This window comes from Corynebacterium sp. HMSC061H03 (assembly GCF_001838215.1).
Taxonomy (GTDB): Bacteria; Actinomycetota; Actinomycetes; order Mycobacteriales; family Mycobacteriaceae; genus Corynebacterium; species Corynebacterium jeikeium_D.
On record NZ_KV836048.1, the window covers coordinates 1 to 13697 of the forward strand.

Here is a 13697-nt window from a genome sequence, read left to right on the forward strand (position 1 = left end):
CGGAGAAGTCTTCGACACTGTCGCAGAGTTCAACCAGGCACTCGATGAGTACATCGGGTGGTACAACACCGAACGCGTCCAACAACGACTCAAGGGTCTGACCCCGATGCAATATCGGAATCAGACCCTTGAAGCCCTAACCGCCTAGAGTTAAACCAGTCCAACTTTCGGGGGCCAGTTCAGGTTAGGAGCTTTTTTGTATTAGGGGGGGGAGGGCAGCGCAAACCGCTGGCTTACAGCAGGCCGGTGGTTCGCAGAGCTCGCTCCAGTTGGTCGATGTCAGCGTCCGTGTGCAGCGCGGTGATGGTCAAACGCAACATTGCCTCACCACGGGGCACCGTCGGATAGCGAATTGCGGGTATGAACACGCCACGCTCCGCCAACTTCGCTGAGGCCTCCATCGCTTCGGCCTCGTCGCCAATGGGCAGCGGGATAATCGCAGATGCGGGGTCTGACTGTGCGCCAACCAGGGAGCGGACGCGCGCAATATTACGCTGCAATCGCTTGACGACGTCCCCAGCCTCCAACTGCTTCAACGCGGCGCGGATAGCTGCGACGGAACCGGGGTTCATGGACGTTGAGTACACGAAGCTACGGGCTTGATTGCGTAGCAGTTCGCCAACTGGTGCCGAGCAGAGAACGTATCCTCCTTCGGCACCGAGAGCTTTGCTCGCGGTGCCGACCACAATGTCGGGGCGAATGCCCAGGTGCGCTGCAGTGCCACGACCTTGTTCTCCGATAACGCCGACGCCGTGAGCGTCGTCAAGCATCAGCCATGCGTTGCGACGGCGACAGGTGCGCTCGAGTGCGGGGCCGTCAATAACCTCGCCTGACATAGAGAACACGGAGTCGGAGATGACAAGCTTGTGGCGGGCGCTCGATGCTGCGAGGAGATCATCGAGTGCCTGATAGTCAGTGTGTGGAAAGACCGTGACTTTAGCTCGGGCATTGCGGCATCCGTCAATGATGGAAGCATGGTTGGCGGCGTCGGAGAAGACTTCAACGTCGGCGGTGGCGATGGCAGCGATGGTTGAGTGGTTCGCCTGGTAGCCAGTAGCAAAGAGAACGGCATCGTCGAAACCGAAGAACCGCGCGAGTTCATTCTCAAGTGCGCTGTGGATGTTAGTGCCGGTGGTTAGGCGAGAGCCGCCGGACCCGGTACCGAAATATCCAATTGCCTCGGTGGCAGCTGAGATGAGTTCGGGATGCGTGGACAGGCCGAGGTAGTCCGAAGAAGAAAACAGTAGATAGTCGGCTCCGTCAATTCGGCTGTGTGGCAGTTGTGCGGTTTCGAAAGTGCGCAGTGTGCGGGCAAGTCCTTCAGAGGCCCAGGCAGTGTTCCTTTGAGCGGCGATTGCTGAGAGGTCGCTGTTGGGGGCGGTAGCGTCCGACGAGGAGCTGGCGTCAGCTGGGAGCTCGACGTAGACCGGTGCGTTCTCCAGGTAATCGATTAGCTCGGGGATATCGGTCCCGGGTTCAACGATGAAGATGCGAGTACCAAGAGTGCTGCCGTGGTCCTTGATATTTGGGATACGGTGGAAGCCTCCGTCCAGTGCGAGATATCCGCGTGTGTAAAAGGGGTCATCGGAGAGGCAGATTTCTGCGACGATACCCGGGGCGCTGTGAACTTTAGATGCGAGGATGAGTGCCTCGTGAAAATGATCCTTGGTGCAGTCCTTGCTGGGGTGCGAGATGGCATCAAAAGTGGAAACCCGTACACCGCGGGCGGGGTTTGGGTCCAGCCGCTCACCGGAGGAGGCGTCGATGAGGGCGGCGCCGCGGAGACCTGTGAGTGAATAGGCCATCTCGACGGCGATATCGGCTGCCTGTATACCTGCAGTGCGTAGGCGTTGAGCAATGAGGTTGCGTGCGTCGCCAGGGGTGGGGTTCGACTCTAGAAGAGGAGTTAACGCGGGCACGGTGCTGATGGTCGACTCATCAATCTTGTCCGCAGTGATGTGAATTGTGTCGGCTCGCCCCTTGTCGTGGTGAAGTGCACGGCTAGTCATAGCAGAAGCCAACTGAGGTAGTTCGGTGGCCGGTGCAAGACGCTCAGCGCCAGAGATATGGCAGCCATCGGCGCTGGAGCGCATGCGGATGCTGTAGGTACTCACAGAGCAAAACTTTAACACTGTTCAAGTTTTGTTTGAGAAAGTTGGGTGGTGCACGGTGAGGGCGGCATGGGCCCAGAGGGGAGAGGCGCTGGGATCGTCGTCAAGCGAAAAGAGGTGATGGGCGGAGCGCTGTACTAACGGTGATATGGAGGCGTATTGCGACGATGTGGAGAAACGCTGGTAGACTCACTACGTCAAATACTGTCAATTAAAGGTTTGAGGAATACGTCATCCGCGTTGCTTAACTAAAGCGGGAGACTACTGGCGGCTAAGCGGGTAAGTCTTTCGGGAAAAGCGTGGGAGAAGCGGATTTCTTGACCTCGGGAGGATGCACGTGGCTTCCGGTCTCATTGCGGCGTTGCGCGATCCCGATTTGCGTAAGAAGATCTTCTTCACTCTGACGATGATCATTCTGTACCGAATCGGCTCGCAGATTCCAACCCCTGGTATCGACTACCAGTTGGTCAACGCGCAGCTCGAGCAGATTTCGAAAGATCAGTCCAGCGTTTACTCGCTGATTAACCTGTTCTCAGGTGGCGCTCTGCTGCAGATGGCGATTTTCGGCATCGGCATTATGCCGTACATTACGGCCTCGATTATCGTCCAGCTGCTCACGGTGGTGATTCCACACTTCGAGCAGTTGAAGAAGGAAGGGCAGTCGGGTCAGACAAAGATGACCCAGTACACCCGCTACCTCACAGTGGCGTTGGCGTTGCTGCAGTCTGCGGGCATTGTGGCCATGGCAGACCGTGGTGCCCTGCTGGGCGGCTCGCAGTCGCTGCTGGTTAAGGATGCGGGTGTCTTTGACCTCGTGGTGATGGTCGTTGTGATGACCTCCGGTGCCGTGCTGGTCATGTGGATGGGTGAGCTCATCACTGACCGGGGTGTCGGCAACGGTATGTCACTGCTGATTTTCTCCGGTATCGCCGCTGGTATGCCGGCGCAGGGAGCGAACATTCTGCGCTCCACTACCGGTGTCGTGTTCGCCACCGTGATTGTTGCCGTGCTGATTCTCATCATCGGCGTTATTTTCATTGAGCAGGGACAGCGCCGTATTCCGGTGCAGTACGCAAAGCGCATGGTTGGTCGTCGTCAGTACGGCGGATCTTCCACCTACCTGCCGCTGAAGGTGAACCAGGCCGGTGTTATCCCGGTCATCTTCGCGTCCTCTCTGATTTACGTGCCGGTTCTGATCACCCAGATTGTTCAGTCCGGTCAGTCGAATCCGAACATGGACAACTGGTGGCAGCGCAATGTCATTCAGTACCTGCTGGCGCCGTCCAGTTGGCAGTACATTCTGCTGTTCTTCCTGATGATCATCTTCTTCTCCTTCTTCTACACCTCCGTGCAGTACGACCCGCACGAGCAGGCGGAGAACATGAAGAAGTACGGCGGATTCATTCCGGGCTTCCGCCCGGGGCGTCCGACTGCTGAATACCTGTCCTACGTCCTGATTCGCCTGCTGACTGTCGGCTCGCTGTACCTGGCACTGATCGCTGTTCTGCCAAATGTCGCTCTTGATATGGGGCTTGGCGACGCGAACGCTGGTCGAGGCGGTATGTTTGGAGGTACAGCCCTGCTGATTCTGGTCAGTGTTGCGCTGACGACGGTCAAGCAGGTTGAAAGCCAAATGATGCAACGTAACTACGAAGGGTTCTTGAAGTAATGCGACTCGTACTTGTAGGTCCTCCCGGTGCAGGCAAGGGCACTCAGGCAGCTATCCTCTCGGAGAAGCTCGGTGTCCCACACATCTCCACCGGTGACCTGTTTCGCGCAAACATCGGTGAAGGTACTCCGCTCGGCATTGAGGCGAAGTCCTACATCGACGCCGGCAACCTTGTTCCGGACGACGTGACTGTGCGTATGGTCGAGTCCCGTCTGAACGAGGACGACGCTGCCAAGGGGTTCCTGTTGGATGGCTTCCCGCGCACTGTTGGTCAAGCAGAAGAGTTGAAGCGTCTGCTGTCCAACCTCGGCACTGAGCTGGATGCGGTCGTACAGTTCGACGTTTCCGAGGATGTCGTAGTCGAGCGCATGCTGGCCCGTGGTCGCGCAGACGACACTGAAGAGGTCATCCGCAACCGCATGCATGTGTACACCAATGAGACCGCTCCTTTGCTGGATTACTACTCGGAGAAGATCATCAAGATTGCCGCTGAGGGATCCGTTGAGGAGATTAACGAGCGCACGATGGCTGAGCTGGAGAAGCTGAACTAAGCTCCTGGCGCGCCGGATAACTAGACGCTCTAGCTTTTTTGCTGGCTGGGGCCGATGGGTTTGCCGGTTGTAGATGGTTGTTGAAGCCGCCCTTTCGAACCGTTGAGGTTTGGAAGGGCGGCTTTTGTGTGTGGCTGTTGGGGTCTGGGGCGGGGGTGGGGGCAGCCGATAGTGAGGGCTACTGGAAGTCCTGAATAATCTGGTCGATGAGTGGCTGTGCGGCCTCGGCACCAATATTCGCGAAAACGAACTCTTGGTAGATGCGGTTGGCCTCGTCAATGACCATAACGAAAGGGGACCCCTTGTTGATGCCGCTAAATGCGTGCTTGCCGGGTAGCTCGTATGGTACGTAGTTTTCGACGGACTCAGCCTTTTCGTTAATGCGCTCGACAGTGGCCGGGTCCTCGGCCGTACTGAGCATTGCGGTGCCACCGTCTCCAACTGCCATTACGCAGGTGAAGCCATGTACGCTCTCGCTGCCAAAAATGACGGGTTTAGAGTCATCCGACTCGACGCAGCTGCCAATCGCCTCCTTAATTGCATCAGGTGTGAAGTTTTGGATTGACTCAGGCAGTGCAGAGGTGCCCATGAAACCCGAGGTGCTTCCAGGGGTCTCCGGCGATTCCGCGGCAGGGGAAGTGGAGGGGATAGTCGGCGCTGGCGACGGTTCGGGATTGCTTGAGCAAGCGCCAACCAGGAAAAGTGAGCTGGTGACAATAACAGCGCCCGCAGTCTGCGCGGACTTCAACAGTGAATGCATGCCAGTTATCGTAGGGCAGCTCAACTTTGGGTGTAAACCGCCCGAAAAACGAAGCAAGCCGATTGCAGATTAAGCGTCACGAATGAACATCCATAAAGATTCCCATGCAACGCCTCGTAGAAATACATGAAGCAGAGCGCTGGCTGGGGGAGCGATGCCCTCGTAGGTGGCGGGATTCGGCTAGCCGGTGGTTCCCTTCTAAGTCAGAGTAGACTCAACCAGCGTGATGAGTTTTCGACGCCGCCGCAAAGTAGTTCCTGCCCGCACCGAGGGAGAATTGGATGCGATGCAAGCGGCCGGCGAGATTGTCGGTCGTGCATTGCTGGCTTGCAGAAACGCTGCTAAGCCGGGGGTGACCACGGCAGATCTCAATGAGATCGCGCACCAGGTCATTATCGATGCTGGCGCAACGCCGTCCTTCCTTGGCTATGAAGGTTTTCCGGCGTCTGTCTGCGCATCTGTGAATGAAGTTGTTGTCCACGGCATTCCGTCAAGCTCTACGGTTCTCGCCGATGGTGATTTAGTCTCAATTGACTGTGGCGCAATCCTGGATGGCTGGCACGGTGATTCGGCACTTACGTTCGGCGTCGGAAAGCTGAGTGAAGATGTCGAAAAACTGAACATTGCGACATCAGAGGTCCTCACCGAAGGTATTAAGGCCATGGTTCCGGGCGCTCGCCTCACCGATATTTCGTATGCGCTTGAAATGGCCACCCGTGAGGCTGAACTGCGCCACGATATTGAGCTCGGCATCGTAGATGGATATGGCGGGCACGGCATTGGGCGGGAGATGCACATGGACCCCTTCCTGCCCAACGAGGGCAAAGCTGGAAAGGGCCCCCGCATCGTCGAAGGCTCCGTATTGGCCATTGAGCCGATGCTCATTCTCGGCGGCGAGTGGGGTAGTGATGAGCTTGACGACGGCTGGACGGTCGTCAGCGCGGATAGAATGCCGGCCTCCCATTGGGAGCATACAGTTGCCGCCACGGCGGACGGCCCCCGTATTTTGACTCCTCGATACGAATAACTAGTGCGTGAGGGCCAAGCGAAAGGTCAGAATGTTGCCATAAAGGCTGCGATGAATTCTGAACGGGTGGAGCGAACCAGCCTGCCGTCGCTTGCAACCGGTCCCATAATGGTCGTATTTGGTAAAAACGCAGGTCGCGTGTAGAGTTGGGCGATGGTGTGGGCGCAGTGTCGCTGCAGTGATGATTATCCCTGCACGGAACTGCTAAAACACCAGGCAGAGTAGAGATTTCCCAACTGGTGCCGGGATTGTCCCGGGTATCCGCCAGAGAGACGTGGAGGACATGGCTAAAAAGGAAGGCGCAATTGAGGTTGAGGGTCGCGTCGTCGAGCCCTTGCCGAACGCGATGTTCCGAGTGGAGCTGGACAACGGGCACAAGGTGCTCGCCCATATCAGTGGCAAGATGCGCCAGCACTACATCCGTATTCTCCCGGAAGACCGAGTCGTAGTGGAGCTCTCTCCCTACGATCTCGAGCGTGGGCGAATCGTCTACCGCTACAAGTAAATCGACCTGACCACTGTTGGTAGTGGTTATGGGCTTATTTACTAACTAGACAGAAACTCCACCGTCCTAGCTGCTTCTGGTGACGGCCGCGTGATGTTGAGGCCTGGCGTCTCAGCAGATTGGCGCGGCGGTTCTTTATGAAAGCTTTTCCACAGAAGTAAGCGAGACTACCTCCGGCAACGGTGGCTGGAGCCTTTCTATAACACCTGCGCGACTCGGCGTCCGACCGAGTGAGCCGGGCCTGGGAAGGGTGGCAGTGGAGTAAACCACCGCATCAACCGGAAGGAAATTGCCGTATGGCACGCCTTGCTGGAGTTGACCTGCCACGCAACAAGCGTATGGAGGTCGCTCTTACCTACATTTATGGCATCGGCCCTGCCCGTGCCAATGAGCTGCTGGAGAAGACTGGCATCTCTCCGGACCTGCGTACCGATGCTCTCACTGATGAGCAGGTCGCCGCGCTGCGTGACGTGATTGAGGCCACCTGGAAGGTCGAGGGTGACCTCCGCCGTCAGGTTCAGGCTGATATCCGCCGCAAGATTGAGATTGGTTCCTACCAGGGTCTGCGCCACCGTCGTGGCCTGCCGGTCCGTGGTCAGCGCACCAAGACCAACGCTCGTACGCGTAAGGGTCCGAAGAAGACGATCGCCGGAAAGAAGAAGTAAAACATGGCAGCTCCGAAGTCCGCACGCGGCCGTCGTACCGGCCGTCGCGTTGTAAAGAAGAACGTGGCTCAGGGCCACGCATACATCAAGTCCACCTTCAACAACACCATCGTGTCCATCACGGACCCGAAGGGCGCTGTTATCTCGTGGGCCTCCTCGGGTCACGTCGGTTTCAAGGGCTCCCGTAAGTCCACTCCGTTCGCTGCCCAGATGGCTGCCGAGAACGCTGCTCGTAAGGCCATGGAGCACGGTATGAAGAAGGTTGACGTTTTCGTTAAGGGTCCGGGTTCGGGCCGCGAAACCGCCATCCGTTCCCTCCAGGCTGCTGGCCTTGAGGTGTCCTCGATCTCGGATGTGACCCCTCAGCCGCACAACGGCTGCCGTCCGCCGAAGCGTCGTCGCGTCTAGGAATAGGGTAAGGAGAGAACAGAAATGGCCCGTTATACCGGTCCCGCAACCCGTAAGTCCCGTCGTCTCCGCGTCGACCTCGTCGGTGGCGACATGAACTTCGAGCGTCGTCCCTACCCTCCGGGGCAGGCTGGTCGCGCTCGTATCAAGGAGTCGGAGTACCTGCTCCAGCTCCAGGAGAAGCAGAAGGCACGTTTCACCTACGGCGTGATGGAGAAGCAGTTCCGTCGCTACTACGCCGAGGCTCACCGTCGTCCGGGCAAGACTGGCGATAACCTCGTCGTCCTGCTGGAGTCGCGTCTCGACAACGTTGTCTACCGCGCTGGTCTGGCTCGTACTCGTCGCCAGGCTCGTCAGCTGGTTTCCCACGGCCACTTCACCGTTAACGGTAAGAAGATCAACGTGCCGTCCTTCCAGGTAAGCCAGTACGACATCATCGACGTGCGCCCGAAGTCGCAGAAGATGATGTGGTTCGAAGAGGCACAGGAGAACCTGGTCGACGCTGTCGTCCCGGCATGGCTTCAGGTTGTTCCTGAGTCCCTGCGCATCCTCGTGCACCAGACCCCGGAACGCGCACAGATCGACATTCCGCTTCAGGAACAGCTGATCGTCGAGTTCTACTCGAAGTAATAACTAACTTCGCTTGCATCCATTCATTCCCTATGGCGTCATATAGCGGTCGCCACCTGGAGGATTTTCGAAAATGCTCATTTCCCAGCGCCCAACGCTGACTGAGGACTACATTGATTCCTCTCGCTCCCGGTTCGTTATCGAACCGCTGGAGCCGGGTTTCGGTTACACCCTCGGTAACTCTCTTCGTCGTACGTTGCTGTCGTCCATTCCGGGCGCTGCAGTCACCAGCATCCGCATCGACGGTGTGCTGCACGAGTTCACCACTATCCCGGGCGTGAAGGAAGATGTCTCCGACATCATCCTGAACATCAAGGGTCTGGTGCTCTCGAGCGAGTTCGACGAGCCGGCTACCGTTTACCTGCGTCGCGAAGGTGCAGGCGCGGTGACCGCTGCAGACATTGAGTGCCCAGCAGGTGTGGAGATTCATAACCCGGATCACCACATCGCTACTCTCAACGAATCCGGTCGCTTGGATATTGAGATGATCGTTGAACGTGGTCGTGGCTACGTGCCGGCGACCCCGAACTCCGGTGGCGAAATTGGCCGCATTCCGATGGACCAGATTTACTCGCCAGTTCTGAAGGTCAGCTACAAGGTGGAGGCTACTCGTGTTGAGCAGCGCACCGACTTTGACAAGCTGATCATCGATGTCGAGACCAAGAACTCGATCACCGCCCGCGACGCAATGGCGTCGGCAGGCAAGACTCTGGTTGAGCTGTTCGGTCTGGCACGCGAGCTGAACGAGGCTGCTGAGGGCATCGAGATTGGCCCGAGCCCGCGCGAGGCTGAGGATGTCGCTGCGTACCAGACTCCGATTGAGGATCTGGACTTCTCTATGCGCTCCTACAACTGCCTAAAGCGTGAGGAGATCCACACTGTCGGTGAGCTCGCTGCTCGTACCGAGTCGGATCTGCTGGATATCCGCAACTTCGGTGACAAGTCCATCAATGAGGTCAAGGAAAAGCTCGCTGAGCTTGGCCTGGCTCTGAAGGATTCCCCGAACAACTTCGACCCGGCTGCTGTCGCTGATTTGGACGCTGCCTCGGGCGATGACGCTGACTGGACTGATGGCGCAAGCGCTGGCTACGACGAGTAGTTCACCGACGCGACTTCATTAAAACGAGGAGATACCTATGCCTACCCCTAAGCAGGGTTCCCGTCTCGGCGGCTCCGCTTCGCACCAGAAGAAGATTCTGGCCAATCTCGCGAAGCAGCTCATCGAGCACGGCAAGATTAAGACCACCGACACCAAGGCCAAGCTGCTGCGTCCGTACGTTGAGAAGCTGATTACCAAGGCAAAGCGCGGCACTCTCGCAGATCGCCGCAACGTTGCAAAGCTGCTCAACGACAACTACGCAGTTAAGAAGCTGTTCGACGAGATCGGTCCGCAGTTCGCTGATCGCGACGGCGGCTACACCCGCATCATTAAGCTGGGTAACCGCAAGGGCGACAACGCCCCGATTTCTCTGATCGCTCTGGTTGAGGAAGAGACCGCAACTGCTGAGGCAACTCGCGCAACTCGCGCCGCTGCTTCCAAGCAGGCTGAAGAGGCAAAGGCCGAAGAGGCCGAGGCTGAGGCTGCTGAAGCTGAGGCTGCAGAGGAGGAGTAAATCCCCTCGCCGACGGCTTTTGGCCGTCACAGCTTTGAACCCCCGTCGAGTAGTTCATATCTGAACTCTCTACCGGGGGTTCTTTGTGCTTGACGACGGCGCACAGCGCCCGACCCCAGTTCTGTCTCCGGTTACACCGAAGATTACGTACCAACATTGGGAGCTGTACGGAGGCCCTTCGGTGGAAACTGGTGATTTTCTAATCCGGGGTCGCGGCTACAATCTGTTAACCGTGACATCACTTACGCCAACGACTCCGGATACCCCGTGCGATTCTCCCGATCGTGCCGCTACGGGGAGTACCGCCTCCGACCTGGTTCGGTTGCGTTTTGACATTGCCTATGATGGGACAGATTTCCACGGTTGGGCTGCTCAGCGCGATAAGCCTACGGGAGAACCGGTGCGGACTGTGCAGGCGACGTTGGAATCCACTCTGGAGAAGGTGTTGCGCACTCCAGTGCAACTGACTGTGGCCGGTCGTACAGATGCCGGCGTTCATGCCTCCGGTCAGGTGGCTCACGCAGATGTTCCTGTCTCTTGTTTAGACACACGTTCTATCGCAGGGGACCCGGGTAATTTGGTTCGTCGTGTAGCGCGACTATTGCCCGCGGACGTGACGCTTCGGGGCGCCTCGTTTGCGCCCCCGGGTTTCGATGCCCGCTTTTCCGCGTTACGTCGGCATTATGTCTATCGTGTCACTAGTTGCGTCAGTGGCCCGCTTCCTACCCGTGCTCGCGATACGGCCCACTGGCGACGGTCAGTGGATATCGACCGTATGCAGGTGGCAGCTGATGCTCTACTGGGGCTCAATGACTTCGCCGCTTTTTGTCGACACAAGCCACATGCCACAACCACTAGAGATTTACAGCGGTTCCAGTGGTTCGACGTATCTACGCGGGAAGAACCGGAGCTGTACGAGGCCCATGTGACTGCCGACGCGTTCTGCTGGTCTATGGTGCGCTCACTGGTAGGGGCCTGCCTTAGCGTCGGTGAAGGGCGGCGTGAGGTTGGATTCACTGAACAGTTGTTGAGTGAAGAGAAGCGTTCCCCGTTGGTCCCGGTGGCAGAGGCGCGTGGGCTCAGCCTGGTAGGTGTTGATTACCCCGCCGATGCTGATCTGGCGGCCAGGGCGGAGCAGACCCGTGAGCGTCGTGATGCCCGGACAGATGTGGACGAGGCTTAAATGTACAAGCTCTCGGTAAAATTCCCTGAAGAAAGTGACCGTAGGAGGAGTGTTCGGTAGTGGTGTGGGCAATTGTTAGCTTGGTTGCGCTGCTCGTAATCCCCGGCGCTGTTGTAGTGCGAGCCAGCGGCGTTCGTACACCGTGGGCGCTGGCCCTCGGTCCTGCGGTGACGTTTGGTATCGCAGGCACCGCAGGGTGGGTGCTCGGCGCTATCGATGTGCGCTTCACCTTGGTCAGTGCGTCTATCTGCTGCGCCGTGACATTACTTCTCGCGCTGTGCTGGCGTGGCGGCAGCGCTTTGATTCGGCGACGGCGCGGTGGTGTCAATCGCTCGGTGTCGGCCGAGGCGCAGCCGCTCGCCGCAAGTCGATGGCGCGAGTTGGGTTATGGGCTAATCGCAAGTATCGGGGTCATCATCGCAGCGGCGGTTCTCACGTGGACCGCTATCGGCCGCATCGCTTCAATGTCCGAGGGGATGGCGACCATCCAGCAAGGCTGGGACACACTCTGGCATGCAAGTGTGCTCCGTTCGATTACGGAAGATGGCATGGCCTCGGCCACTAGGATGGGCGAGATCCAGAATGTGGAAACTCAGGCGGTGTCCTACTATCCCGCCGCATGGCATGCGTTCGGTGCGCTTTGGGTACTGATTGTCCGTCTACCAATCACCGAGGCGGTCAATTACCTCGGCATTATCATTCCGGCCGTGACCATACCCACGGCTGCTGCGGCGCTGACCTGGCGAATTATTGATCGCCAAAAGCTGTCCACCGCCGTTGCCGCGGGGGTTGCGGCGCTTGTTTCCGCAGCGCTTCCGGTATTGATGCCCGTCGGGGTCTTCGTGGGGGCTTGGCCGTACCAGGTCTCGATTGCGCTAGCGATTACCGTTTTTGCCTTTGCTACGTCGCTCCCACACGCACCTCAGCGCATCTTGAGCGCCGCTCTTGCAATAATCGGTATCGGAGAGCTCCATCCGGCATCGGTGCCTACAGTTGTTATGCTCGGTGCAATCTGGTGGTTGTGCTACCGCCTGCCGCGTCCCGCGCATCCTGAACTGGGTGCGGTTCGCGCCAAGCTTTACGACGTCGCGGTGATTGCAGCCGCCTTTGTGCCAGCAGTGGCAGTTCTACTGCCGCAGTGGCTTACGGGAACTTCTCAGACCGAGGATGTGCGCGCGGTTAGCGCTGAAGTAGACGACCTCGATCGTTTCGATGCGTGGTATCGAGGCGCCACAATGCTGACTCGCCACACTGAGGAATTCCGGCCGTTCTGGCCAATTATTATCCTCGGTTTCATCGGAATGGCGGTTTTGGTTTTCGCAGGTACTTCGCGCCGACGGGTGTGGGTAGTACCGGCCTGGTTTGTTTCGGTGTTGATGACGACCCACGCGCTCAATCATTTTGGTGGCATGCCGGGCGATATTCTCGCGTTGTACACGGAGCTTCACTATTCCACGCCTCACCGGTTGGTGATGGTCACCGCGTATCTGTATTCCGCGTTTGCGGGTATCGCCGTGGCGTGGAGCTGCGCGTGGGCGGCTCGAATTAGTGAGTCAAAGGTGCCATCGACGGGGCGGGTTCTGGGGTTGAGCTTAGCGACGGTGAGCTCTGCTGTACTCGTCGTCTATGGAGTGGCGTCTAATGCTAGCGCTGCAGATTTCGCCTACAAGAGCCCTCGAGAATGGCAAATCATTTCCAATGCTGACCTGAAGGCATTTGATTGGTTGGCCGAGCAGCCGGAGGCACATAAGTACCGCACGTTTACGAATCCGCCGGAGGGGTCCAGCTGGATGTACGCTCGCAATGATCTGCCGGTAGTGTTCCCGCACTATGACTGGCCAGTTGCGAATAAGTGGACTGCCACCTCAATGCTGTATTGGCACGCTGATTACCTCGGTTTTCCAGACCCCGATCGGCCGGATGGGGCGAACGATGTCGACCGCTCAGCCCGAAAGCTGAACGTGGGATTCATCTATTTGTCACCCCCGGGTATTTGGGATTCCAAGGAGGATTTAGAGTTTCCTGGTGAAGGGCTCTGGGTAGCTCCAGGGGTAACCCCTGTTTATCGAGATAGGGAAGTAACCATCTTCGCTTTCAATGATGTGATCACGCCAGAACGCATCGACGAGATGCGAGCTAGTTCTCCGGAAGTAATTCCTCCCTCGGCTACTAGGGGATGGAGCGATGGTCGGGTAGGTTAGGACATCATGCGGATGAATAAATTTATGGCAACGATCGCAGCCGGTGTGATGATGACTTTCGCGCTGGCCGGATGTGGAGACGACGAGCCGGCTAAGCCGGAAGTCTCGAATCGCTCCGTCAGTTCTTCCGCAAAGACTAAATCCTCGACTCCGCCGAAACCGACTGAGGAGTCGACGAAATCGACAGAATCAGAGACGCCGACGGAGACTCCTGCAATCACCCAGGTCAATGATGCGGATTACACTCCGGCGGACGGCCCAAATACTCGACTCTTTCAGTTGGAGGATGGCACGACACGTTGTTTCCTCAACGATTTGAGCGGTGACGCCTACTTGGCCTGTCAGGTGAATCTTGCCAATCCTCCGATGGTCGA

At 57.8% G+C, this 13697-nt stretch carries 14 protein-coding genes and 1 pseudogene; 12 read left to right on the plus strand and 3 right to left on the minus strand.

Going from position 1 to position 13697, the window contains the following annotated elements; all coding sequences use genetic code 11:
* Positions 1–148: integrase core domain-containing protein (locus HMPREF2787_RS00570; protein ID WP_141763253.1), on the plus strand; the 148-nt coding region annotated here is incomplete at its 5' end.
* 85 nt (positions 149–233) lie between these two features.
* Here HMPREF2787_RS00570 and HMPREF2787_RS11385 read toward each other — a convergent pair.
* Positions 234–1355: an aminotransferase class I/II-fold pyridoxal phosphate-dependent enzyme gene (locus HMPREF2787_RS11385; RefSeq protein ID WP_371441137.1), complete on the minus strand. Its 1122-nt coding sequence runs from the start codon at positions 1353–1355 to the stop codon at positions 234–236.
* Between the two features lie 78 nt (positions 1356–1433).
* Positions 1434–2093 (minus strand): annotated as a pseudogene (locus HMPREF2787_RS11390) (6-carboxyhexanoate--CoA ligase); the annotation flags it as partial.
* 349 nt (positions 2094–2442) lie between these two features.
* Here HMPREF2787_RS11390 and secY point away from each other — a divergent pair.
* Both secY and HMPREF2787_RS00585 read left to right on the plus strand, forming a co-directional pair.
* On the plus strand, positions 2443–3780 hold the full coding sequence (gene secY, locus HMPREF2787_RS00580) for a preprotein translocase subunit SecY (RefSeq protein WP_038627670.1): 1338 nt from the start codon (positions 2443–2445) through the stop codon (positions 3778–3780).
* Entirely contained in the window at positions 3780–4331 is a 552-nt protein-coding gene (locus tag HMPREF2787_RS00585; protein WP_005509947.1) for an adenylate kinase, read from the plus strand. Before secY ends, HMPREF2787_RS00585 begins: the two co-directional genes overlap by 1 nt.
* Positions 4332–4509: 178 nt before the next feature.
* Here the strand turns inward: HMPREF2787_RS00585 and HMPREF2787_RS00590 are convergent, their stop codons facing one another.
* Positions 4510–5091 carry a hypothetical protein gene (locus HMPREF2787_RS00590; RefSeq protein ID WP_070858116.1) on the minus strand — a complete coding sequence of 194 codons (582 nt, stop codon included), beginning with the start codon at positions 5089–5091 and terminating at the stop codon, positions 4510–4512.
* A gap of 226 nt (positions 5092–5317) precedes the next feature.
* Here HMPREF2787_RS00590 and map point away from each other — a divergent pair, with 226 nt between their 5' ends.
* From map to HMPREF2787_RS00635, 9 genes are all read left to right on the plus strand, one after another.
* Complete coding sequence (gene map, locus HMPREF2787_RS00595; RefSeq protein WP_038627674.1) at positions 5318–6118, plus strand: type I methionyl aminopeptidase; 801 nt, start codon at positions 5318–5320, stop codon at positions 6116–6118.
* A gap of 283 nt (positions 6119–6401) precedes the next feature.
* On the plus strand, positions 6402–6623 hold the full coding sequence (gene infA, locus HMPREF2787_RS00600; protein ID WP_016422077.1) for a translation initiation factor IF-1: 222 nt from the start codon (positions 6402–6404) through the stop codon (positions 6621–6623).
* A gap of 296 nt (positions 6624–6919) precedes the next feature.
* Positions 6920–7288, plus strand: a complete 369-nt coding sequence (gene rpsM, locus HMPREF2787_RS00605; protein ID WP_005509836.1) for a 30S ribosomal protein S13 — start codon at positions 6920–6922, stop codon at positions 7286–7288.
* A gap of 3 nt (positions 7289–7291) precedes the next feature.
* Complete coding sequence (gene rpsK / locus HMPREF2787_RS00610) at positions 7292–7696, plus strand: 30S ribosomal protein S11 (protein ID WP_016422078.1); 405 nt, start codon at positions 7292–7294, stop codon at positions 7694–7696.
* Positions 7697–7720: 24 nt separating this feature from the next.
* Positions 7721–8326, plus strand: coding sequence for a 30S ribosomal protein S4 (gene rpsD, locus HMPREF2787_RS00615; RefSeq protein WP_038627676.1), 606 nt, complete (start codon positions 7721–7723; stop codon positions 8324–8326).
* 73 nt (positions 8327–8399) lie between these two features.
* The gene (locus HMPREF2787_RS00620; protein ID WP_038627678.1) at positions 8400–9425 is read left to right on the plus strand and encodes a DNA-directed RNA polymerase subunit alpha; all 1026 of its coding nucleotides are present in this window, start codon (positions 8400–8402) and stop codon (positions 9423–9425) included.
* A 37-nt stretch (positions 9426–9462) separates the two neighbouring features.
* Positions 9463–9939 carry a 50S ribosomal protein L17 gene (gene rplQ, locus HMPREF2787_RS00625; protein WP_038627680.1) on the plus strand — a complete coding sequence of 159 codons (477 nt, stop codon included), beginning with the start codon at positions 9463–9465 and terminating at the stop codon, positions 9937–9939.
* A 313-nt stretch (positions 9940–10252) separates the two neighbouring features.
* Entirely contained in the window at positions 10253–11122 is an 870-nt protein-coding gene (locus HMPREF2787_RS00630) for a tRNA pseudouridine synthase A (RefSeq protein ID WP_049180801.1), read from the plus strand.
* Between the two features lie 59 nt (positions 11123–11181).
* Positions 11182–13323 carry a DUF6541 family protein gene (locus HMPREF2787_RS00635; protein WP_049180782.1) on the plus strand — a complete coding sequence of 714 codons (2142 nt, stop codon included), beginning with the start codon at positions 11182–11184 and terminating at the stop codon, positions 13321–13323.
* The last annotated feature ends 374 nt before the right edge of the window (positions 13324–13697 follow it).

Excerpts from the sequence above, each read along its gene's own strand:
- rpsK (WP_016422078.1), top strand. The coding sequence starts at position 7,292 with ATGGCAGCTCCGAAGTCCGCACGCGGCCGTCGTACCGGCCGTCGCGTT.
- secY (WP_038627670.1), top strand. The coding sequence starts at position 2,443 with ATGCACGTGGCTTCCGGTCTCATTGCGGCGTTGCGCGATCCCGATTTG.
- HMPREF2787_RS00590 (WP_070858116.1), bottom strand. The coding sequence starts at position 5,091 with ATGCATTCACTGTTGAAGTCCGCGCAGACTGCGGGCGCTGTTATTGTC.
- HMPREF2787_RS00585 (WP_005509947.1), top strand. The coding sequence starts at position 3,780 with ATGCGACTCGTACTTGTAGGTCCTCCCGGTGCAGGCAAGGGCACTCAG.
- HMPREF2787_RS00620 (WP_038627678.1), top strand. The coding sequence starts at position 8,400 with ATGCTCATTTCCCAGCGCCCAACGCTGACTGAGGACTACATTGATTCC.
- rpsM (WP_005509836.1), top strand. The coding sequence starts at position 6,920 with ATGGCACGCCTTGCTGGAGTTGACCTGCCACGCAACAAGCGTATGGAG.
- rpsD (WP_038627676.1), top strand. The coding sequence starts at position 7,721 with ATGGCCCGTTATACCGGTCCCGCAACCCGTAAGTCCCGTCGTCTCCGC.
- map (WP_038627674.1), top strand. The coding sequence starts at position 5,318 with ATGAGTTTTCGACGCCGCCGCAAAGTAGTTCCTGCCCGCACCGAGGGA.
- infA (WP_016422077.1), top strand. The coding sequence starts at position 6,402 with ATGGCTAAAAAGGAAGGCGCAATTGAGGTTGAGGGTCGCGTCGTCGAG.
- rplQ (WP_038627680.1), top strand. The coding sequence starts at position 9,463 with ATGCCTACCCCTAAGCAGGGTTCCCGTCTCGGCGGCTCCGCTTCGCAC.